The sequence below is a fragment of the Kosakonia sp. SOY2 genome (assembly GCF_027109175.1).
GTDB lineage: Bacteria > Pseudomonadota > Gammaproteobacteria > Enterobacterales > Enterobacteriaceae > Kosakonia.
The window spans coordinates 137,621-159,874 of sequence record NZ_JAPVXH010000001.1 but is presented as its reverse complement, the minus strand read 5'-3'; the positions used below and the strand labels follow the sequence as shown (position 1 = coordinate 159,874).

Annotated in this window: 19 protein-coding genes; 5 read left to right on the top strand and 14 right to left on the bottom strand. The window is 55.8% G+C overall.

The features are described 5' to 3' along the window. Positions 1-3: 3 nt before the first annotated feature. From cysM to O3S68_RS00650, 9 genes are all read right to left on the bottom strand, one after another. Positions 4-915, bottom strand: coding sequence for a cysteine synthase CysM (cysM, locus tag O3S68_RS00690; protein WP_045510281.1), 912 nt, complete (start codon positions 913-915; stop codon positions 4-6). Between the two features lie 101 nt (positions 916-1,016). Continuing rightward, positions 1,017-2,111: a sulfate/thiosulfate ABC transporter ATP-binding protein CysA gene (gene cysA, locus O3S68_RS00685; protein WP_269230601.1), complete on the bottom strand. Its 1,095-nt coding sequence runs from the start codon at positions 2,109-2,111 to the stop codon at positions 1,017-1,019. Continuing rightward, on the bottom strand, positions 2,101-2,976 hold the full coding sequence (gene cysW / locus O3S68_RS00680; protein WP_269230600.1) for a sulfate/thiosulfate ABC transporter permease CysW: 876 nt from the start codon (positions 2,974-2,976) through the stop codon (positions 2,101-2,103). Before cysW ends, cysA begins: the two co-directional genes overlap by 11 nt. After that, positions 2,976-3,806 carry a sulfate/thiosulfate ABC transporter permease CysT gene (gene cysT / locus O3S68_RS00675; RefSeq protein WP_017458920.1) on the bottom strand — a complete coding sequence of 277 codons (831 nt, stop codon included), beginning with the start codon at positions 3,804-3,806 and terminating at the stop codon, positions 2,976-2,978. Before cysT ends, cysW begins: the two co-directional genes overlap by 1 nt. Further along, entirely contained in the window at positions 3,806-4,822 is a 1,017-nt protein-coding gene (locus O3S68_RS00670) for a sulfate ABC transporter substrate-binding protein (protein WP_269230599.1), read from the bottom strand. The genes cysT and O3S68_RS00670 overlap by 1 nt, the downstream gene beginning before the upstream one ends. Positions 4,823-4,984: 162 nt before the next feature. Then, positions 4,985-5,884, bottom strand: coding sequence for a Dyp-type peroxidase (locus tag O3S68_RS00665; protein WP_269230598.1), 900 nt, complete (start codon positions 5,882-5,884; stop codon positions 4,985-4,987). A 93-nt stretch (positions 5,885-5,977) separates the two neighbouring features. Next, positions 5,978-6,553 (bottom strand): RpoE-regulated lipoprotein, encoded by a 576-nt coding sequence (locus O3S68_RS00660; protein WP_269230597.1) that lies wholly within the window; start codon positions 6,551-6,553, stop codon positions 5,978-5,980. A 60-nt stretch (positions 6,554-6,613) separates the two neighbouring features. Next, entirely contained in the window at positions 6,614-7,063 is a 450-nt protein-coding gene (locus O3S68_RS00655; RefSeq protein WP_020454659.1) for a DUF2919 domain-containing protein, read from the bottom strand. Next, the gene (locus tag O3S68_RS00650; protein ID WP_017458925.1) at positions 7,050-7,475 is read right to left on the bottom strand and encodes a GNAT family acetyltransferase; all 426 of its coding nucleotides are present in this window, start codon (positions 7,473-7,475) and stop codon (positions 7,050-7,052) included. The genes O3S68_RS00655 and O3S68_RS00650 overlap by 14 nt, the downstream gene beginning before the upstream one ends. A 213-nt stretch (positions 7,476-7,688) precedes the next feature. Between O3S68_RS00650 and amiA the strand changes: the two genes are divergently transcribed. Beyond that, the gene (amiA, locus tag O3S68_RS00645) at positions 7,689-8,564 is read left to right on the top strand and encodes an N-acetylmuramoyl-L-alanine amidase AmiA (RefSeq protein ID WP_097407664.1); all 876 of its coding nucleotides are present in this window, start codon (positions 7,689-7,691) and stop codon (positions 8,562-8,564) included. Continuing rightward, positions 8,561-9,463 carry an oxygen-dependent coproporphyrinogen oxidase gene (gene hemF, locus O3S68_RS00640; protein WP_269230596.1) on the top strand — a complete coding sequence of 301 codons (903 nt, stop codon included), beginning with the start codon at positions 8,561-8,563 and terminating at the stop codon, positions 9,461-9,463. Before amiA ends, hemF begins: the two co-directional genes overlap by 4 nt. Positions 9,464-9,939: 476 nt before the next feature. Here the strand turns inward: hemF and maeB are convergent, their stop codons facing one another. Beyond that, positions 9,940-12,219, bottom strand: a complete 2,280-nt coding sequence (gene maeB, locus O3S68_RS00635; RefSeq protein ID WP_045510298.1) for an NADP-dependent oxaloacetate-decarboxylating malate dehydrogenase — start codon at positions 12,217-12,219, stop codon at positions 9,940-9,942. 280 nt (positions 12,220-12,499) lie between these two features. On the opposite strand from maeB, the gene tal reads away from it, so the two are divergent. Both tal and tkt read left to right on the top strand, forming a co-directional pair. After that, complete coding sequence (gene tal, locus O3S68_RS00630) at positions 12,500-13,450, top strand: transaldolase (protein WP_045510301.1); 951 nt, start codon at positions 12,500-12,502, stop codon at positions 13,448-13,450. A 20-nt stretch (positions 13,451-13,470) separates the two neighbouring features. Beyond that, positions 13,471-15,465 carry a transketolase gene (gene tkt, locus O3S68_RS00625; protein WP_269230595.1) on the top strand — a complete coding sequence of 665 codons (1,995 nt, stop codon included), beginning with the start codon at positions 13,471-13,473 and terminating at the stop codon, positions 15,463-15,465. A gap of 38 nt (positions 15,466-15,503) precedes the next feature. Here the strand turns inward: tkt and O3S68_RS00620 are convergent, their stop codons facing one another. The 4 genes from O3S68_RS00620 to aegA form a co-directional block, all read right to left on the bottom strand. Further along, on the bottom strand, positions 15,504-16,442 hold the full coding sequence (locus tag O3S68_RS00620; RefSeq protein ID WP_269230594.1) for a hypothetical protein: 939 nt from the start codon (positions 16,440-16,442) through the stop codon (positions 15,504-15,506). Between the two features lie 49 nt (positions 16,443-16,491). Then, positions 16,492-17,535 (bottom strand): DUF1176 domain-containing protein, encoded by a 1,044-nt coding sequence (locus tag O3S68_RS00615; RefSeq protein ID WP_269230593.1) that lies wholly within the window; start codon positions 17,533-17,535, stop codon positions 16,492-16,494. A 122-nt stretch (positions 17,536-17,657) separates the two neighbouring features. Next, positions 17,658-18,233, bottom strand: a complete 576-nt coding sequence (gene nudK / locus O3S68_RS00610; RefSeq protein ID WP_097407651.1) for a GDP-mannose pyrophosphatase NudK — start codon at positions 18,231-18,233, stop codon at positions 17,658-17,660. An 82-nt stretch (positions 18,234-18,315) separates the two neighbouring features. Continuing rightward, the gene (gene aegA / locus O3S68_RS00605; protein ID WP_269230592.1) at positions 18,316-20,295 is read right to left on the bottom strand and encodes a formate-dependent uric acid utilization protein AegA; all 1,980 of its coding nucleotides are present in this window, start codon (positions 20,293-20,295) and stop codon (positions 18,316-18,318) included. Between the two features lie 223 nt (positions 20,296-20,518). Here aegA and narQ point away from each other — a divergent pair, with 223 nt between their 5' ends. Beyond that, positions 20,519-22,213 carry a nitrate/nitrite two-component system sensor histidine kinase NarQ gene (gene narQ, locus O3S68_RS00600; RefSeq protein ID WP_269230591.1) on the top strand — a complete coding sequence of 565 codons (1,695 nt, stop codon included), beginning with the start codon at positions 20,519-20,521 and terminating at the stop codon, positions 22,211-22,213. The last annotated feature ends 41 nt before the right edge of the window (positions 22,214-22,254 follow it).

The following is a 22,254-nucleotide window of genomic DNA, read 5'->3' as shown; positions in this document are numbered from 1 at the left end:
GGGTTAAATCCCCGCGCCCTGCGAATAACTCTCTTCACCAAATACGCCAGTAGAAAGATAGCGATCGCCGCGATCGCAAATAATGGCGACGATCACCGCGCCCGGGTTCGCTTTCGCCACCCGCATTGCCCCGGCTACTGCGCCGCCGGAACTGACACCGCAGAAAATGCCTTCCTGTACCGCCAGCGCGCGCATGGTATTTTCCGCTTCGCGCTGATGGATATCCAGTACCTCATCAACCAGAGACGCGTTAAAAATCCCCGGCATATACTCGGCAGGCCAGCGGCGAATGCCGGGAATACTGCTGCCCTCTTCCGGCTGCAAACCGACAATCGTCACTTTTTTATCCTGCTCGCGCAGAAAACGCGATACGCCTGTGATGGTGCCAGTCGTGCCCATACTGGAGACAAAATGCGTGATTCGCCCGCTGGTCTGCCGCCAGATTTCCGGGCCGGTGGTGGTGTAATGTGCGTAGGGGTTATCCGGGTTGTTAAACTGATCGAGCAGTTTGCCTTCACCGCGCGCTGACATCGCCAGTGCCAGATCGCGCGCCCCTTCCATTCCCTGCTCTTTGCTGACCAGAATCAACTCCGCGCCGTAGGCACGCATCGCGGCGCGCCGCTCCTGGCTCATGTTGTCCGGCATCAGCAATTTCATGCGGTAGCCTTTCAGTGCGGCGATCATCGCCAGCGCGATACCTGTATTACCGCTGGTCGCTTCAATCAGTACGTCGCCGGGTTTAATCTCCCCACGCTGTTCCGCCTGCACAATCATCGACAGTGCCGCTCTGTCTTTTACCGATCCCGCCGGATTGTTGCCTTCCAGTTTGACCCAGATTTCACTCCCGTTGTCCGGGCTCAGGCGTTGCAATTTGACCAGCGGCGTATTGCCAATGGTTTGTTCTAATGTGTTCACAATCGCTGTCCAATAAAAAACCCGGTCGCAGGATGCATACCGGGCTTGTAGGCCGGGCAAAGCTGTACGCTATCCGGCAGAAACCACGTCTGTTTAAGCTATCAGGCAGAATCCGCCAGAGCAAGTTCTGCGCGGGCCTCAATGCGTTCATTACCGTTATATAAACGGGCATGTTGCAGGCCGACGAACAGACGCTCACCGCGCTGGGGGGGATGTTCATCACGCATCACCACGGTCAACGGCTCCGGGTTCCAGCCCAGCGGCTGCACAACCAGTTGGGTGTAATGACCCTTCGGACTGGCTTCCAGCACCTGTACCGGCAGCGGAGAATCGAGACTGGTGCGACGGCTGACATCCACTTCCCACGGGCGCAGGAACAGATCGACATCCCCCTGGTAAGCCGGCGTATAACCAAGCGGCCAGCGGTGCGCACCAACATGGAATTGCCCACCGCTCACGGTGCCTTTCAGGCGGTTAACCTCACCCATAAACTCCAGCACAAAGCGGGTGGCGGGCTCTCGCCAGACCTGATCCGGCGCATCCGCCTGTTCAATGTTGCCCTGGCTCATCACAACGACGCGATCGGCAACTTCCGTCGCCTCTTCCTGATCGTGCGTCACGAATACGCTGGTGAATTTCAGCTCTTCATGCAACTGGCGCAACCAGCGACGCAGCTCTTTACGTACCTGCGCATCAAGCGCGCCGAAAGGTTCATCCAGCAACAGGATTTGCGGCTCCACCGCCAGCGCACGCGCCAGCGCCACACGCTGTTTCTGCCCACCGGAAAGCTGCGCCGGGAAACGGTCTGCCAGATGTGCCAGTTGCACCATCTCCAGCAGTTGCATCACTTTCGCTTTGATCGCCGCCGCATTTGGCCGTTCGCGGCGCGGCAGCACCGTCAGGCCGAAAGCGATATTGTCGAACACCGTCATATGACGAAACAGCGCATAATGCTGGAACACAAAACCGACGCGGCGCTCGCGCGCATGCAAACGGCTGACGTCAGTACCATGAAAACGAATGCGCCCGCTGGTCTGATGCTCAAGACCAGCAATAATACGCAGCAACGTGGTTTTACCGGAACCGGACGGGCCCAGCAACGCCACCATCTGGCCGGATGGGATATCAAGAGAGATATCATTCAGCACCTGGGTGCGACCAAAAGACTTCTTAATATTGGCAATCTCAATGCTCATGATTTCCCTCCTGTTGCTGGCGTTTTTCCTGATTATTCAAACGCCACTGCAACGCACTCTTTAAAAACAACGTCAAAATAGCCATCAACGTCAGCAGAGCCGCAGCGGTAAACGAACCGACGATGTTGTAATCCTGCTGCAGTAATTCAATTTGCAGCGGCAGCGACAGGGTTTCACCGCGGATAGAACCGGAAACCACTGACACCGCGCCAAATTCGCCAATCGCCCGCGCGTTAGTGAGCACTACGCCGTACAACAGCGCCCAGCGGATATTCGGTAGCGTCACGCGCTTGAACATCTGCCAGCCGGACGCGCCAAGCAGAATCGCCGCTTCATCTTCCTGGCTGCCCTGGCTTAACATCACCGGCACCAGTTCACGCACGACAAACGGGCAAGTCACAAACACGGTAACCAGCACCATGCCCGGCCAGGCGAACATAATTTGCAGATTATGCGCATCCAGCCAGCCGCCAAGTGGGCCGTTTGAGCCATAAAACAGCAGATAGATAAGACCTGCGACCACCGGCGACACAGCAAAGGGAATATCCAGCAGCGTCAACAGTAACTGGCGGCCCGGGAAATTAAAGCGCGTCACCAGCCAGGCCAGCAACGTGCCGAATATCAGGTTCAGCGGCACCGAGATCAGCGCAACCAGCACCGTCAGCCAGATGGCATGGAGCATGTCGGCGTCCGCGAGGTTTTCCAGAACTGGCATCAGGCCTTTGCTAAACGCCTGCACGAAAATGTAAACCATCGGCACGACGAGGATAAACGCCGAGACAATCACTCCCGTGCCAATCAAAAACCATTTGCCCCAGTTCACCTGAGGCTTGTCATAGCGTTTCAATTCAGTTATTTCCGCCATTAGTGACCTACCACACGCTGACCAAAGCGGCTTTGCAGGGTGTTAATGGAAAACAGCAACAGCAAAGAAGCCGCCAGGATCACCGAGGCAATCGCGCTCGCCGCCGGGTAATCAAACTCCTGCAAGCGTACAAAAATCATCAACGAGGTCACTTCGGTCTTCCAAGCGATGTTACCGGCGATAAAGATCACCGCGCCAAACTCGCCAAGGCTGCGGGTAAACGACAAGGCTACGCCCGCCATCAATGCAGGAGAGAGTTCCGGCAGCACCACTTTGCGAAAACTTTGCCAGCGCGTCGCGCCCAGGGTTTCCGCCGCCTCTTCATATTCCGGCCCCAGCTCTTCCAGTACCGGCTGAATGGTGCGCACCACAAACGGAATGCTGGTGAATGCCATCGCCACCGCGATACCAAGCCAGGTATAGGTCACTTTGATATCAAACTTCGCTAGCCATTCGCCGTAAAAACCATTCACCGAAAACAGCGAGGCCAGCGTCAGACCCGCCACCGCCGTTGGCAGCGCAAAAGGTAGATCCATCAGCGCATCCAGCAGGGTGCGGCCCGGAAAGCGGTAACGAGTAAGGATCCATGCCATCAGCAAGCCAAACACGCCGTTAAAAACGGAGGCGACAAAGGCTGCAATCAGCGTGACTTTATAAGCGGCCACAACCTGCGGATTAGTGACCACCTCCCAGTATTGCGCCCAGCTCATCTGCGCCAGCTGCATCACCAGTGCGCTCAGTGGCAACAGCAATATCAGACAAACAAAAAACAGGCTGCTGCCAAGGCTTAAACCAAAGCCAGGCAGCACGCGTTTTGATCCTGCAAACATCACTTACGCCCCGCCGCCAGCAACGTGTCCAGCTCACCACCGCTGGCGAAATGGGTTTTCATCACTTCAGGCCAGGAACCAAACTTGTCCTCTACGCGGAACAGCGCCGTCTGCGGGAATTTATCGCTTAGTTTCGCCATCACTTCCGGGTTGTTCACGCGATAGTAGTAATCAGTGATGATGGTTTGCGCCTGTGGGCTGTAAAGCCAGGTGAGATAAGCTTTGGCCGCTTTTTCTGTGCCGTTGGCCTTCACGTTTTTATCCACCCACGCAACCGGGAATTCAGCCAGGATGTTGACTTTCGGTACGACAACTTCAAAACCCTGCGCTTCATACTGCTTACGGATGTTATTCACTTCCGATTCAAACGAGATCAGCACATCGCCAAGCCCGCGCTCAACAAAGGTAGTTGTTGCGCCGCGACCGCCGGTGTCGAACACTTCAACGTTTTTGAGGAACTGGGTCATAAACTGCTGAGTTTTGGCTTTGTCGCCGCCATCCGCTTGATCCGCTGCGCCCCAGGCCGCCAGATAGGTGTAGCGCGCATTGCCGGAGGTTTTCGGGTTCGGGAAAATCAGTTTTACATCACTGCGCACCAGATCGTTCCAGTCGTGAATGTTCTTCGGGTTACCTTTGCGAACCAGAAACGCCATCGTTGAGTAGAACGGCGAGCTGTTATTCGGCAAACGGCTCTGCCAGTCCGCCGGGATCAGGTTGCCTTTGTCGTGCAGGATCTGCACGTCGGTGACCTGGTTATAGGTCACGACGTCCGCTTTCAACCCTTGCAGAATCGCCAGCGCCTGCTTTGAGGAGCCAGCGTGAGATTGCTTAATGGTCATCTTGTCACCGCCGTTATCTTTCGCCCATTGCTGTTCGAACGGCGTGTTAAGGGCCGCAAAGAGCTCGCGTGATACATCATAAGAGCTGTTAAGCAGTTCCGTCGCTTGTGCCTGAGCGGCCCACAGCGTCAGCGCTGCCAGCGTCAGATATCCTTTTTTCAGTAAGTTAACGGCCATTGCGCACCCTTATAAGCTGATGACATTTCGTCACTCAGTTTATTTATAACGGGTGTGAAACCAGTAACGGTTTTATATACCAATTGGTGATTTGGAATCAGAAAAGAATATAAGCAGAAGGGAGTAGTGACCGGGTTTCCCCGGTCAGCAGAAGTGCGTGGTTTACAGCGCCAGCAGCTTATCCAGCGACGGCGCGAAGTAGTAGCCGCCGGTCACCGGGCGGGTAAAACGCAGCATGGCGTCGCGCTTACCGTCGGTATCGCCAAACATGCTCAGCAGTTGCTGCTCAATGTTGTACAAACGGGCGCAATAGGTGCAGAAATAGAGCCCATGCGTGCCGCTGGCGGTGCCATAAGGCAGGCTCTGGCGGACGATTTTCAGCCCTTTGCCGTTCTCTTTCAGATCAACACGCGTCAGGTGTGACGTGTCGGGGCGCGCATCACCGTCGATCTCTTCATTGGCCTCTTTGGTGCGGCCGATCATCATCTCCTGATCGCCCACGCTCATGCGATTAAGCTGCTTGAGGTTATGCTCCCAACGCTGCACCATCACGTAGCTGCCACCGGCGTCCACGCCATCCTGAATAATAGCAACCTCGCGGCGTTTCTCATCGCCTGCCGGGTTTTCCGTACCATCGATAAAGCCGCTCAAATCGCGCTCTTCCACCCAGCGGAAACCGTGCGTCTCTTCTTTAACGTCAATCGCCTCGCCGAACGCCGTCAGCGCGGCCTGAGCGACGGAGAAATTCACATCGTGGCGCAGAGAAAGAATATGGATCAACACGTCTCGCTGTGTTGCGGGCGCCAGGCCTTTGCCATACGCCGGAAAATCTTTTAGCTCGTCTGCGCCTTCGGCACCGTTCAGTGCGCGCCAGGTCTTGTTGCCAAAGGCAATAGTCGCGCCCAGCGCCGCATCGGGGAATTGCAATTGAAAGGTCGCCAGCTTATCGGCGAATACGCGGCTCGCCACGCGCAGGGCATCGGTGTCCCCTTTCACGTTGGCTTCAATCCAAATCGCCGCACGGCAATGTTCTGGCAAAATGCCGCTTTGAACCTGGGACATGACTCCTCCTGGAAAAAAACAGGCCACGAAACCGTGGCGATAATCGCGGTATTGTACCTGTTTTTCCCCCAGCAGCAGCGAGTTGAGATCAAATTAACGGCGCCAGATGAACTTGCTCACTTTCCAGTTTTTCAGCGCATCATCGGATGGCATCAACCCTTCCGGGCCGCTCCACTGGCCGGTAAACACATAGCTGATATGCTGGCTACCCGGCGCTTTACACTCTACGCCCGCGCTGTCATCGCCCGCACCTTTCACACAGTTACCGAAAGCTTTATCAAACAGCGAATTGAACGGCGCGCCGATTTTTACCCCTTTATCCGTGGCGATACTATTATCGAGCACATCAATACGGCTGACCGCGCCGTTTTCTCCGTTCACCACCAGCGCCAGTTTGTCATCTTTTAGCGCCTCAAAATAACGAACGATACTGCCTTTTTCCGTCTTCATGCCGCTACGCAGGTGGTAATCGCCACCCAGTGCGTCCTGAATTGCCTGCTCGTTTAGTGGCGTGCTGGCGGTGATGTTACCAACGCCGTTGTCGCTCACCTCGACAGATGAACCAAACCAGTTCCACGGATAGGCCGCCGACCAGTTGACGGAAGCCAGCGTCGAGCAGCCGGTTAACGCCAGCGGCAGAACGCAAATAAGTGTACGCAGGGATTTCATGCTTCATTCCTTTTATTCATTGAACGCCTGTTGGAGTCCCGGAAGAGAAAAAAGTGCCGCTTAATGTTGAGCAAGGGAAAAACAGGCCCGAAGACGCCGGTTTGTCGCAAGCCACCACAGCGCAAACAGATCGGCGATAACCAGAAACAGCCCAATCCCGGAGAGCGCCTCGCCGGTAAACCAGCGGCAGGGTTGCCATACCAGCAGCGCCAGTTGCACCAGCAATACCAGCGGGTAGAGTGCGCGCCACAGGCGGGGAAAATGATCGCGGCGGCCGCTCAGTAAAAAGGTCAATGCCGCAGGAATACCTGGCAGCAAGCCCAGCCAGAAATCATCATGATCGGGGTAAAACAATGCGAGCAATGCGTCGCCTTGCCCGCGCGATGCCCCCGCAATAACAAACAGCACCCAGGTGCGTGCCTGTAGCAGCAACACGCACCAGAACAGAAAAGGGAGTTTCAGACGGCCATGACTGTCGTAATCGGCGGGATAAATCTCAGTACTCTTCATCTTCAATCAAACGCTTGCCCAGACTGGCCGAATCCATATGTTCATAACCGAGGCGCTCATACATGCCGATAACCATCTCGTTATCTTCCCGCACCATCAGGTTGATTTTCGGGCAGCCGCGGGCAATCAGCTTTTTCTCCAGCCGGCTCAACAAGGCGTTAGCGATGCCGCGCCCGCGAAACTCAGGATGAACGCCAAGGTAATAAGCCGATCCGCGATGACCGTCATAACCGCCCATCACCGTGCCGACCACTTCCCCGCCGACTTCGGCGACCAGAAACAGACTCACATCGTGATTCACTTTGCGTTCAATATCCATTTCCGGATCGTTCCATGGTCGCAACAGCTCACAACGCTCCCACAAGGTGATCACTTCTTCGAAATCTTCCTGGCGAAAAACGCGTATCTCCATGGTATTCCCCGTCATTTTCAGCTGTGTAAACGTAGATTATGGCCCTAAGCGCCTCTGTCGCCAATATCCGGCATCTTCAGCACTGAAATTTGGCATAATGTCACTCTGTCACGTATTGAAATGAAAAGTAAAACATTAGTTCGCACGGATAGTCGTAACGGTAAACACGATACGATATAACACCAGGGACCACGAATAAGACAATTCAGGCGTATGAGCACCTTTAAACCTTTAAAAACACTTACCTCGCGTCGTCAGGTGCTGAAAGCAGGCCTGGCCGCCCTGACATTAACGGGCATGTCTCGCGCTATCGCAAAGGACGAGACACCACTTAAAACCACGACCGGGCACAGTAAACCGAAAGCCAGGAAAGCCGGCGCGAAACGCATTGTGATGCTTGATCCGGGCCACGGCGGTATTGATACCGGCGCGATTGGTCATAACGGTTCGCAAGAAAAACACGTGGTGCTGGCGATCGCCAAAAACGTCCGCGCCCAGTTGCGTGCGCAGGGAATTGATGCGCGCCTGACGCGCACCGGCGATAAATTTATTCCGCTTTATGATCGCGTAGAGATTGCCCACCAGCACGGTGCCGATCTGTTTATGTCGATCCACGCCGACGGCTTCACCAACCCAAGCGCTGCGGGCGCGTCGGTGTTTGCGCTTTCTAATCGCGGCGCCAGTAGCGCGATGGCGAAATACCTGTCGGACAAAGAAAACGCCGCCGACGATCTGGCCGGGAAAAAAGCCAGAGACAAAGATCACCTGCTCCAGCAAGTGCTGTTCGATTTGGTGCAAACTGACACCATTAAAAACAGCCTGACGCTCGGCTCGCATATTCTCAAGCAGATCAAACCGGTACACCGCCTGCATAGCCGCAACACAGAACAGGCGGCATTTGTGGTGCTAAAATCGCCTTCGATACCGTCCGTGCTGGTGGAAACCTCGTTTATCACCAACCCGGCAGAAGAGAAGCTGCTCGGCACGGCGGCGTTTCGCCAGAAAATCGCCAGCGCCATTGCCGACGGTGTACTCAGCTATTTTAGCTGGTTTGATAATCATAAAGCCCACACGAAGAGACGCGGATGACCACGCCTGATATCCACCCGGTTAAAAACGCCCTGCTAAATTTGCAGGACAAGATCTGTGACCAGCTGAGCGCCCTTGATGGCGGCGCATTTATTGAAGATGCGTGGACGCGTGCGGCAGGTGGCGGTGGGCGCAGCCGTGTGCTGCGTGATGGCAGCGTGTTTGAACAGGCGGGCGTCAATTTTTCGCACGTTCACGGCGACGCAATGCCCGCTTCGGCCACCGCGCATCGCCCGGAACTGGCGGGTCGCAGTTTCGAAGCGATGGGCGTTTCGCTGGTGGTTCATCCGCGTAATCCGTATGTACCCACCAGCCATGCCAATGTGCGCTTTTTTATCGCCGAAAAACCCGGTGCGGAACCGGTGTGGTGGTTTGGCGGCGGCTTTGATTTAACGCCCTACTACGGTTTTGAAGAGGATGCTCGCCACTGGCACCGCACAGCGCGCGATATCTGTTTGCCGTTCGGCGAAGAGGTATATCCACGCTATAAAAAGTGGTGTGACGATTACTTCTACCTTAAACACCGTGATGAACAGCGCGGCATTGGCGGGTTGTTTTTCGACGATCTCAACACGCCGGATTTCGATCACTGCTTCGCTTTTATGCAGGCGGTGGGTAATGGCTATCTCAATGCTTATTTGCCGATTGTTGAACGCCGCAAAGCCACGCCTTATGGCGAGCGCGAGCGCGACTTCCAGCTTTACCGTCGCGGCCGGTATGTGGAGTTCAATCTGGTGTGGGATCGCGGCACCCTGTTTGGCTTACAAACCGGCGGGCGCACTGAATCCATTCTGATGTCGATGCCGCCGCTGGCGCGCTGGGAATACAATTATCAGCCCGCCGAAGGCAGCCCGGAAGCCGCCCTCAGCGAGTTTATAAAAGTCAGAGACTGGGTGTAATTTCTTTAATCTCAAGCCGGATGAGGTGCGCTGTTCAACGGATATGTCGCTGATGAGGTATTGTTCCGTGCACAGATGTTCCACAGTTTCTGAAACATCGCTACATGTGAACGGGAAAAGGGGAGCTGCCGCGCTCCCCTTTTCAATGCCCGCGTCTGCGCGATAAATCGGTGCTTTGCACTACGCTCACTTCCCGAGTGCGTGCCTGCGGTCAGCTCGACTCGCGATTACTTGCCCCTTCGGAGTCAGCGCAAGCGCTGTTCAACATGGCCCCGGCAATTTTGTCCGTGGCTCGATTCGCTTCAGGCCGCCATCCATGGCGTCCAGACCTTGTCACTCACTCTTCGGTTCGCCGATTTCAGCGGAACGCAACCCATCGCGATTGAATGTCGCCCGGACAGAAAGAGCGAGCGGCTTCCTTCAAAAACAACCCAACAAGCGACAATCCGATTATCGACGGTTCGCAGACACAAACATTACAGCGGCTGCGTTTGCGCCTCCACCACCGCCAGTGCAACCATATTGACGATACGCCGCACCGAGGCTATCGGTGTCAGCACATGGACCGGTTTCGCCACGCCCATCAGCACCGGCCCTACGGTCACCCCTTCCGAACTGGACACGCGCAGCAGGTTGTAGCTGATTCGCGCCGCTTCTACGTTTGGCATAATCAGGATATTCGCCGCCCCTTTCAGCGGGCTATCCGGCATACGTTCATGGCGGATACTCTCATCCAGCGCCGCGTCACCGTGCATTTCGCCATCAATCATTAACTCCGGCGCGCGTTCACGCACCAGCGCTAACGTATCGCGCATTTTCACCGCCGCAGGCGCGTTCGATGAACCAAACTGCGAATGCGAAAGCAGCGCCACGCGCGGTTCAATGCCGAAACGGCGTACCGTTTCCGCCGCCAGAATGGTGATCTCCGCCAGCTCTTCCGCGCTGGGATCCTCATTGACGTAAGTATCGGCGATAAAGGTGTTGCCGCTTGGCAACAATAAAGCGTTCATCGCGCCTGCGACATGGACATTCTCGCGGTAGCCGAAGATCGGCTGCAGCACACTGAAATGCTCGTGATAATCACCGATGGTGCCACAAATCAGCGCGTCCGCTTCGCCACGATGCACCATGATCGCGCCAATAATGGTGGTGTTACCGATCACCGCGCGCTGCGCCTGCTCCTGCGTCACGCCGCGACGTTTCATGATGTTGAAGTACTCCATCCAGTACTCTTTAAAGCGCGGATCGGACTCGTTATTGACGATTTCAAAATCCACATCCGGGCGGATTTGCAAACCGAGTTTCTGAATACGCATCTCAATGACGCTCGGACGGCCAATCAGAATCGGTTTTGCCAGCCCTAACGTCACCAGTTCCTGCGTGGCATGCAGTACGCGCGGCTCCTCACCTTCTGCCAGCACTACGCGTTTCGGTGCGTTACGCGCCTGCGAGAAGATCGGCTTCATAAACAGATTGGTTTTGTAGACAAATTCAGTGAGCTTATCGACATAAGCATCGAAATCAGCGATAGGTCGCGTCGCCACGCCGGAATCCATGGCGGCTTTTGCCACCGCAGGCGCGATTTTGACAATCAGGCGCGGATCAAACGGTTTCGGGATCAGGTAATCCGGGCCAAAGCTGAGATCCTGGTCGCCATAGGCTGAAGCCACCACTTCGCTCTGCTCAGCATGCGCCAGTTCCGCGATAGCGTTAACTGCCGCCAGCTTCATCTCTTCGTTAATTGCCGTTGCGCCGACATCCAGCGCGCCACGGAAAATAAACGGGAAGCAAAGAACGTTGTTTACCTGGTTGGGGTAATCAGAACGGCCGGTGCAGATAATGGCGTCCGGGCGCACCGCTTTCGCCAGATCCGGCAGAATTTCCGGTTCCGGGTTCGCCAGCGCGAGGATCAGCGGCTGGCGCGCCATACCTTTCACCATTTCCGGGGTCAGCACTTTCGGCCCGGAACAGCCAAGGAAGATGTCCGAACCGGCAACCACATCCGCCAGCGTGCGTTTGCCGTCATCGTCAACGGCATAAGCGGCTTTGGTTTCCGCCATATTCGGTTCGCGGCCTTTGTAGATAACGCCTTTTGAGTCGCAGACCACAATGTTGTGTTTCTGCATGCCAAGCGCCACCAGCAGGTTCATACAGGCAATCGCCGCTGCGCCCGCGCCGGAAACCACCATGCGCACATCGGAGAGGTTCTTCTCGACCACGCGCAGGCCGTTGAGAATAGCGGCGGTGCTGATAATCGCCGTACCGTGCTGATCGTCGTGGAATACCGGAATATTCATGCGTTCGCGCAGCTTCGCTTCAATGTAGAAGCACTCCGGCGCTTTGATGTCTTCCAGGTTAATGCCGCCAAAGGTCGGTTCCAGCGCGGCTACAACATCAATCAGTTTGTCCGGATCGTGTTCATCCACTTCGATATCAAACACATCGATTCCGGCGAATTTTTTGAACAGTACGCCTTTGCCTTCCATCACGGGTTTACCGGCCAGTGCGCCGATATTGCCAAGGCCGAGTACCGCAGTACCGTTGGATACCACGGCGACCAGATTGCCGCGCGCGGTGTATTTGTAGGCTGCCAGCGGGTCTTTTTCGATCTCAAGACAAGGCGCGGCGACGCCAGGAGAGTAGGCCAGTGCCAGATCGCGCTGTGTTGCCAGCGGTTTTGTCGGGGAGACCTGAATCTTCCCCGGACGGGGGAATTCGTGAAAATCGAGGGCACTTTGTTTTAGTTGGTCGTCCATTTGAGGTTCCTTTCACGTTGTTTTCAGAGTGAAACGTGCGATGTCTATCCCAATGCGCCGCATAGTATGGCCTCTGTCGCCCGCATAAACTTTGAACATAGCCAAAATCTCGCCATGACATAAACAAAATTGTTATCAATTTATCGCAACTTTGTTACGTGCCGCAAAACGCAGGGCCCGGGCGCGTCTGCTATGCTTTTTTGTTATGCACCTCTCATCCTCACAAAAGTGCGACAGAAAGCACTCCAGTAATCCATTGCTTTTAAAGGAGTTATTTTTCATGAATCACTTAGACGGCCTCAAACAATTCACTACCGTGGTGGCCGACAGCGGCGACATCGAATCCATTCGCCACTATCAGCCGGAAGATGCCACCACCAACCCTTCCCTGCTGCTGAAGGCGGCCGGGCTGGCGCACTTCTCGCATCTGATTGACGATGCCATTGCCTACGGCAAAGCGCGTGGTAAAACCCAGGAGCAGCAAGTGGCAGAAGCCAGCGACAAACTGGCGGTCAATTTTGGTGCGGAAATTCTGAAAAGCATCCCGGGACGCGTCTCCACCGAGGTTGACGCCCGCCTCTCTTACGACAAAGAGAAGAGCATCGCCAAAGCGCGCCAGCTGGTGGCGCTGTATAAAGATCAGGGCATCGACAAGTCACGCATTTTGATCAAACTGGCGTCAACCTGGGAGGGGATCCGCGCGGCAGAAGAGCTGGAAAAAGAGGGGATCAACTGCAACCTGACGCTGCTGTTCTCGTTTGCCCAGGCGCGCGCCTGTGCCGAAGCGGGTGTATTTTTGATTTCGCCTTTCGTTGGCCGTATTTACGACTGGTATAACGATCGCAAACCGCTCGACCCGTATGTGGTGGATGAAGATCCCGGCGTGAAGTCGGTGCGCAATATCTACGACTACTACAAACAACATCGCTATGAAACCATCGTGATGGGCGCAAGCTTCCGCCGCACTGAGCAGATCCTCGCGCTGGCGGGCTGTGACCGCCTGACTATCTCTCCGGCGCTGCTGAAAGAGCTACAGGCACAGGAAGGCATTGTTGAGCGCAAACTGGTGCCATCGCGCCAAACCTTCCATCGCCCGGAACCGTTAACAGAAGCTGAATTCCGTTGGGAGCATAACCAGGATCCGATGGCCGTCGATAAACTGGCCGACGGGATCCGTCAGTTCGCCGTTGATCAGCGCAGCCTTGAAGATCTGCTCGCCGCTAAACTTTAACCTTTGCCATGGAGTGAATTATGTCCCGTAGAGAGCTTGCAAACGCCGTTCGCGCCCTGAGTATGGACGCGGTGCAAAAAGCCAATTCTGGCCACCCTGGCGCCCCGATGGGGATGGCGGATATTGCCGAAGTGCTGTGGAATGATTTTCTGCGCCACAACCCGGCGGACCCCACCTGGTACGATCGCGACCGCTTTATCCTCTCTAACGGTCATGCCTCAATGCTGCTGTACAGCCTGCTGCACCTCAGCGGTTATGACCTGCCGCTTGAAGAGCTAAAAAACTTCCGCCAGCTCCACTCCAAAACCCCGGGCCACCCGGAGATCGGCTATACGCCGGGCGTGGAAACCACCACCGGCCCGCTCGGGCAGGGGCTGGCGAACGCCGTCGGGCTGGCGATTGCCGAACGTACGCTGGCCGCGCAATTCAACCGGCCGGGGCATGACATTGTTGACCACTACACCTATGTGTTTATGGGCGATGGCTGCCTGATGGAAGGCATTTCCCATGAAGTCTGTTCGCTGGCGGGCACGCTCGGACTCGGCAAACTGATCGGCTTTTACGATCACAACGGCATCTCCATTGATGGCGAGACTGAGGGCTGGTTTACCGATGACACCGCCAAACGCTTCGAAGCCTATAACTGGCATGTGATTGGCGATATCGACGGGCATTCACCCGAGGCGGTGAAAAAAGCGATTGAAGAAGCACAAAGCGTGAAAGATAAGCCGTCACTGATTATCTGCCGCACGGTGATTGGTTTTGGCTCGCCGAACAAAGCCGGGAAAGAGGAGTCGCACGGCGCGGCGCTTGGTGAAGAAGAAGTGGCGCTCACCCGGCAAAAACTCGGCTGGAAATACCCGGCTTTTGAAATCCCGAAAGAGATTTACCAGGCGTGGGATGCCCGCGAACGCGGGGCGAAACATCAGCATGAATGGAATGAGAAACTGGCGGCCTGGGCTAAAGAGTACCCGGATCTGGCAGCTGAATTTAAACGCCGTATGAGCGGTGAACTGCCGGAAAGCTGGGAAAAAACCACCACCGACTGGATCAATAAGCTGCAGGCCAACCCGGCGAAAATCGCCACCCGTAAAGCCTCGCAGAACACGCTCAACAGCTATGGGCCAATCCTGCCGGAACTGCTTGGCGGTTCCGCCGACCTCGCGCCCAGCAACCTCACCATCTGGTCCGGTTCCACCTCGCTGAAAGAGGACCCCGCCGGGAATTACATTCACTACGGCGTGCGTGAGTTTGGTATGACGGCCATTGCCAACGGCATCGCGCACCACGGTGGTTTTGTGCCTTATACCGCCACCTTTTTGATGTTCGTTGAATATGCCCGCAACGCGGCGCGTATGGCGGCGTTGATGAAAGCCCGGCAGATCATGGTTTACACCCACGATTCGATTGGCTTAGGGGAAGACGGCCCAACGCACCAGGCGGTTGAACAACTCGCCAGCCTGCGCTTAACGCCGAACTTCAGCACCTGGCGTCCGTGCGACCAGGTAGAAGCGGCAGTCGGCTGGAAGCTGGCGATCGAGCGACATCATGGCCCGACAGCGTTGATCCTCTCGCGCCAGAACCTCACGCAAATGGAGCGAACCCCGGAGCAGGTGCAGGCCATCAGCCGTGGCGGTTATATCCTGAAAGATTGCGACGGCACGCCGGATGTGATCCTGATTGCGACCGGCTCGGAGATGGAGATCACCGTCAACGCGGCGGAGCAACTGACTAACGAAGGCCATAAAGTGCGCGTGGTATCGCTGCCGTCGACCGATATTTTCGACGCGCAGGATGAAGCCTGGCGTGAATATGTGCTGCCATCGGATGTGAGTGCACGCGTGGCGGTTGAAGCCGGGATCGCCGATTACTGGTACAAATATGTCGGCCTGAAAGGGGCGATTGTCGGTATGACCGGTTACGGGGAATCGGCACCTGCCGAGAAGCTGTTCCCCTACTTCGGCTTCACGGTCGAAAACGTGGTGGCGAAAGCCAAAGCGGTACTGAAAAAATAAGCGTGAGCGCGCCAGCATAAATGGCTGGCGCGCCATTTTTATTTCACCACCAGCAACGGCTCGCTCTCCTGCGGCGTCACGATATCTTCCTGCTTTTCATCCCACAGCGCTTTTTTCACCAGCACATTGCCGTTGTGCTGCGTATCGCGTTTCACCAGCGTTGTGGCGTCATCGTCTTCCTGAACATTGATGTTGATGGGAAATGAAGGCAGCGCTTTCGTCCATTGCCCTTGCTGGATATCAAAGACATAAACCACTCGCCAGGCGCTGGTCCACCATTGCGGGAAAACAACGACCCGATCGCGCCCGCTATCATCGAGCTGCGACAGCGTTTCCACCCCGCCACCAATGCACTGCGGCACCACCGCAGGTTGTACAGCCGGGTTGCTGCTCCAGAGCTTACATTCACAGTCACCCTCTTCATCGCAACTGCCACCGGTTTTGGGGTCGCGCGCGTTCACCCACACGACATCTTTGCTGTTGCCGTCAAACTTGCCTTTGGTCAACAGCCCCTGCACCGATGCCTCTTTTTGATTGAAGCGGGTGAGCAAATCGGTTTCGCCGCTAATGCGCCAGCCCGCAGACTGTTTGCTGAAGGTAAGCTGCGCCGGGTAGTTTTTTACCTGTTTTTCATCGAGCCCGGCTTGTTTAACAAACCCGACCTGAACCTGGCCCGCCTCATCTTCGGCGATATCAAGCGTGGTGATAATGCGCTGCGCATAGTGTGGTGAGTGAGAGGTGAACGCTTGCTGGCGGCGCAGGACCTCGTCGCGCTCAAGATGCTGGCCAAACCATTCGACCTGAGCCGCATAGAGATCGCTGCCGGTTGCCCGGGCATTGCCATTCAGATGGCTATTCCAGACATCAACAAGCTGGGTGATGCTCTGTTTATCCGCTGAGGTCAGTTCAGCCTGTGCAGGCAGAACGGCAAAAAAGAGCACGCAGGCCGCAAGCCATTGTGGGTAAAAGCGTTTCATTATTCCCTTCCCGATATAAATATCCGCAAGGGATTATGTCAGCGAAGGGTTAGCGCGTCACCCACAGCGTTGGCCACGCATCGGGGCCGTGCCAGCTATCGCAGGAGGGCTCCTGCGCGTAACGCACCAGGCGAAAGCGCTGGCCGTCAAAACGCCAGCGGCTCGACACGCCGCAATCCGCCAGGCTGCGGCCTTTGGAGAGCGTGGTGAGTTCGCGGGTTTTCTCATCAAATGCCGCATTCATCAGCTCCATTTCATCGTTACCGTTATCCGGCGTGAAAGGCAGCATCAGGCGCACCAGCCGCGCGGCAAATGGTTTTTCCCGTGATACCAGCCAAGCGCGTTCGACCATGTTATACGCACCCGCTTCACAGTCGATCAACAGCAACGCTTTATCATCGGTTAACGCGCTCACACGCACCTGGCGGCGCATCGGATCCAGCGAACACTGGCTGTTGTTCATTCGCCAGGTGCCGTAATCCAGCAAATCGTTCAGTTCCTGGTGCGTCAGCGGAGCTGGCGCAACGTTGGCCGTGGCTACCTTTTTCAACGCGGGTGCGGGCGGGACGCTTAACGACGGGCTATCGCCCTTTTTAATCCATGCCGTTTCGCTGCCGACACGTTTTTGCAGCGCATCAATAAACAGCAGCGCCGCTTTCAGCCCGACCAGAGAAACCTCGCCCTTGCTGCCTCGCAGGGTAAGCGCCTGGCCTTCCTGAATGTTTTTTAGAAACGAAGTGATGGCATCAGTGTTATCCGTCACCAGATGCCACGGCGTGATTTGCCAGCGCTCGCCAGCCAGCACCAGCGGCTGGCCGTCAAACAGTAAGCGCCCGGCAATCGGCGGTTCTTTGGTAACAGGCGCGTCGATGCCGCCATAGTCGATACGCAGCGTCGCATCGGCACGCGCGCCGGCGCTGCGCTCCAGCGTCATTACCAGCCCCTGATGCTCGCCAATATTGCGTGCCACGCAAAAGTTCTGGTTATTACAGGTGACCTGCCAGTCGGAAAAGGTTTGTTGCGCGGGCGCAGCGCACAGCCACGGTGCGGCCAGAAGGCCGAAGAGCAAAGTCAAAACGCTGCGGTAACGCATGGCTGGCACAACCCCGGAAGAATAGACGCAGAACCTGCGTATATTCTATTTCCCGGTAGGCTTGCTCAATCGGATTTGTCGGATAGCTTCATCTGAAAGCGAAGCTGATAACCTTATAAATTTCAGTCCATTAGGCCAGATGTTTGCAAATATTGCAGCAAAATCACCGCTTTGCCATCACGGATCTCACCGTTGGCGACCATCGCTAAGGCCTGCCGGAAAGGTAACTCCAGCACTTCGATATCTTCATCTTCCACTCCCCCGCCGTTATTAGCGCGCTGCGCATCGTTATATTCCGCAATGAAGAAGTGGACAATTTCCGTTACCCCGCCCGGTGACATATACAACTCAAAGACTTTGCGCACTTCGCCAACTTCGTACCCCGTCTCCTCAATCGCTTCCTTACGAATGCACACTTCCGGCTCATCGTCATCCAGTAACCCGGCGCAGGCTTCAATCAGGCGACCGTCCACGTTGCCATTTACCCAGGTGGCAATCCGGAACTGGCGGATCAGCACCACACTCTGCTTTTCGCGGTTATACAGCAGGATAGTGGCGCCATTGCCGCGGTCATAAACTTCACGTTTATGACGCACCACTTCACCGTCCTGACGGGTCAAATCGTAGGTGATATTGCGCAGGACAAAATAATTTTCAGAGAGGATTTTATCTTTGATAACTTCAATTTTCAGCGACATACAGGCTCCAGAGCGCTAACAACTTTGCGTAATACTACGCTGCGAAGTGTGACGCCGTGAAGCCTGTTTTATGGCAAACACCTTAATGCTGCCCTGGTGCTTTGACGCCCAACCAGTCCATCATGCCCTGCGCGGCGTGGCGTCCTTCCGCCATCGCGGTCACCACCAGATCGGCACCGCGTACCGCATCGCCCCCGGCAAAAATTTTCGGATTACTGGTCTGGTAGCGATACTGGCTTTCGACACTGGCGGCAATGCGCCCCCAGTCATCAACGCGCACACCGTGGCGCTCCAGCCACGGCATTGAATGCGGGTTGAAACCAAACGCCATGATCACCGCATCGGCAGGCATAACAAACTCACTGCCTTCAATCGGCACCGGACGGCGGCGGCCTTTGGCATCCGGCTCGCCGAGCTGTGTGCGCAGCAAGCGAATGCCGCAAACTTTGCCGCTCTTATCCAGCTCAAGATTGACCGGCTGGACGTTGAACTCAAACTCAGCCCCTTCATCCCGCGCATTTTTCACCTCTTTCTTCGAGCCGGGCATGTTGGCTTCGTCGCGACGGTAGGCGCAGGTCACTTTGCTCGCGCCATGGCGCAGTGCGGTACGGACACAGTCCATTGCCGTATCGCCGCCGCCAAGCACCACGACATTGCGCCCCCTGGTGTTGATAAACGGCTCGTCGGCGCTATCCGGCAGCCCCATTAACTGGCGGGTGTTGGCAATCAGGAACGGCAGCGCATCATAAACGCCCGGAGCGTCCTCATTTGGCAACCCGGCTTTCATGGAACGGTAGGTGCCAACACCCACAAACACCGCGTCGTAATCGCTGAGTAACGTATCCAGCGCGATGTCTTTGCCAATTTCGCAATTGAGTTCAAAGCGGATGCCCATCGCGCTGAAAATTTCACGACGCCGCGCCAGCAGCGATTTATCCAGTTTAAAAGCGGGAATGCCAAAGGTAAGCAAGCCGCCGATTTCCGGGTGGCGATCGAACACCGTGGCGCTCACGCCATGACGAGCAAGCACATCCGCACAGGCGAGGCCCGCCGGACCAGCACCGATAATCGCGATGCGCTTATCCACTACCGCAACCTGCTGTAAATCAGGTTTCCAGCCCTGCGCCAGCGCCTGATCGGAGATATAGCGCTCAATATTGCCGATCGTGACCGCGCCATACTCATCGCGTACCGTACATGCCCCTTCGCACAGCCGGTCTTGCGGGCAGACGCGACCGGTGATCTCCGGTAAGCAGTTGGTTTGATGCGAAAGTTCGACCGCAGCCGCAATATCGCCCTCTTTTACCCGCTCGATCCACTGCGGAATATGGTTATGCAGCGGGCAGGTCCATTCGCAAATGCTGTGGTCGCCGCACTTCAGGCAGCGCTCCGCTTCACGACTGGCCTGATCGGCGCGAAACGGCAGATAGATTTCATCAAAACCGCTTTTACGCGCCGCCAGTGACAATTTATCTGGCTCACCGCGCGGCGGCGTTTTACGCATCTGCCGCACTTTGCGGTCGTTAAAGGCGGGAGTCAGCGCCGCAACACAGTGCCATGGCTGCGCCTCATGGCTGGCAGTACGCAGACGGCGTGATTTCGCAAGCCCCGCCAACGCATCGCTGTTCACCAGTTGCAGCGCATCGGCCGGGCAATTCTGCGCACAGGCCGGCCCTTCCGCTCTGCCCTGGCAGAGATCGCATTTGTGCGCGGTGGCTTTTACCAGCCCGTCACCAGTTGGCGTGACAAGCACCTGCATGGTGCCAAACGGGCAAGCCACCACGCAGGATTTACAGCCAATGCACTTTTGTTGATTGACCTGAATCGCCTCATCAACGCGGCTGATTGCGCCATTCGGACAACTGCGGGCACAGGGCGCAGCTTCACAGTGGTGGCAGGTCACCGCGCTGCGGTGCTGCTGATGTTTAATCACGGTGATCCGTGGGTGAAAATGGTCGGCGCTTAACACATGTTGCTCATTATTGTGCGCCATCACACACGCGACTTCGCAGGCACGACATCCTATACATTGCTGGCTATTCGCCATAATAAAACGATTCATGGCACCCTTCTTTTCTGGTTTAATAAACCTTATTTTTTATATGAGCATTGTATTTACCGGGGCAGCACGACACAGGCAATGTTCAATTGCCCAGAAAGGTTATCTATTTGTCACGAGCTTGTAGCAGATCAATTTATTTCAGGATTCCTGAAAAATTATTTCATTCGATGGACGTTCAGGCCGATGTTTCCTGTACGTAACATCAGGATTGGGAAGCGCTGCAGTGATAGTCAAAAAACCTGTTTCAGGAAGCCTGGCCAGAGCCTTTTTCTCTCTTGTTTTACTGTCGCTGCTCTCCACCGGGGTGGCGCTCGTCACGCTTGCCAGCAGCCTTGATGACGCGCAAGCCATTAATATTGCCGGGTCACTGCGCATGCAGAGTTACCGTCTTGGTTACGAACTGCAAAAACAGACCGCCGAGCTACAACCCCACCGCCAGATTTACCAGCAGACGCTGAACTCTCCCGTATTACAAACCCTGAACCACTGGTACGTTCCGCAGGAAGTGCAGCAACGTTATGGGCAATTGCACGAAAACTGGCGCCAGATGGAAAAACATCTGATTCAGGGCGACCAGCAGTGGTACGAGCAAAATATTCAGGCTTATGTCGGGCAAATTGATTTGTTCGTGTTGGCGCTCCAGCACTATGCCGAACGCAAGATGATGCTGGTGGTCGCTATTTCGCTGCTGGGCGCAGCAGGGATTTTCACGCTGGTGTTTTTTACGCTGCGCCGTATTCGCCAGCGGGTCGTCAAACCGCTTAATAACCTGGTCGCCACCTGCCAGCATATCCAGCAGGGGCAATTTTCCTTGCTGCCCCTCGATAACAAACTGGATAACGAACTGGGGTTACTGGCTTCAACGTTCGACAGTATGTCCGGGCAACTGTTTAAACTCTACCGCTCGCTGGAAACGTCGGTGGCGGAAAAAACCCGCGATCTGCATGAAGCTAACAGCCGCCTGGAGGTAATGTACCAGTGCTCACAGGCGCTCAATACCAGCCAGATAGATGCCCTCTGTCTGCACCACGTGTTGCAGATCGTCTACGATCATCAGGCCGCCTGCTTCCTGGAGCTGGTTGTCGATGACAACTGGCGGATCCAGCAAGGGGAGCTTGACCCCGCACTGCCGGTGAACAGCTTGCCGGTAAATATGCAGGAGAACGTACTGGGCGAGCTGCGCTGGCAAAGCCACCAGCAGCCGCTCTCCGCGCCGCTGATGTGCAATATCGCCACCATTCTTGGACGCGGGCTCTATATCAACCAGGCGCAGAAACATTACCAGCAATTAATGCTGATGGAAGAACGCGCCACCATCGCCCGCGAGCTGCACGATTCACTGGCGCAGATGCTCTCCTATTTGCGTATCCAACTGGCGCTGCTTAAACGCTCGGTGCCGGACGATAACGCCCCGGCACATTTGATTATCGACGACTTTTCGCGCGGTCTGAACAACGCCTGGCAGCAGTTACGTGAGCTGCTCACCACGTTCCGCCTCTCTTTACAGCAAAGCTCGCTACCCGCCGCGCTGCGTGAAGCGCTGGATGTCTTGCAAAGCCAGACCAGCGCGAAGCTAAATCTGGATTGCCGTTTACCCACCCAGGCGCTGGATGCGCAACAGCAAATGAACGTCTTACAAATTGTGCGCGAAGCGGTCATCAACGCGATTAAACACGCGCAGGCCAGCGAAATTACCGTCAGTTGTGTGACCGATCCTGACGGGCTGCACTCGGTCTACATTCGTGATAACGGCATCGGTATGAACAGTACGCAGGAGCCCGCCGGGCATTACGGGTTGACGATCATGCGCGAGCGCGCTGAGCGCCTTGGCGGCGTGCTGGAAATCGTCTCACCGCCGGGCAGCGGCACGCAAGTGCAGTTTCGTTTTCCGTTACCGGCCAGCGCGGAGCGTCAATAACTGTAAAGAATTTAAAGTAAATTGATTTTGTACAGGAGGAA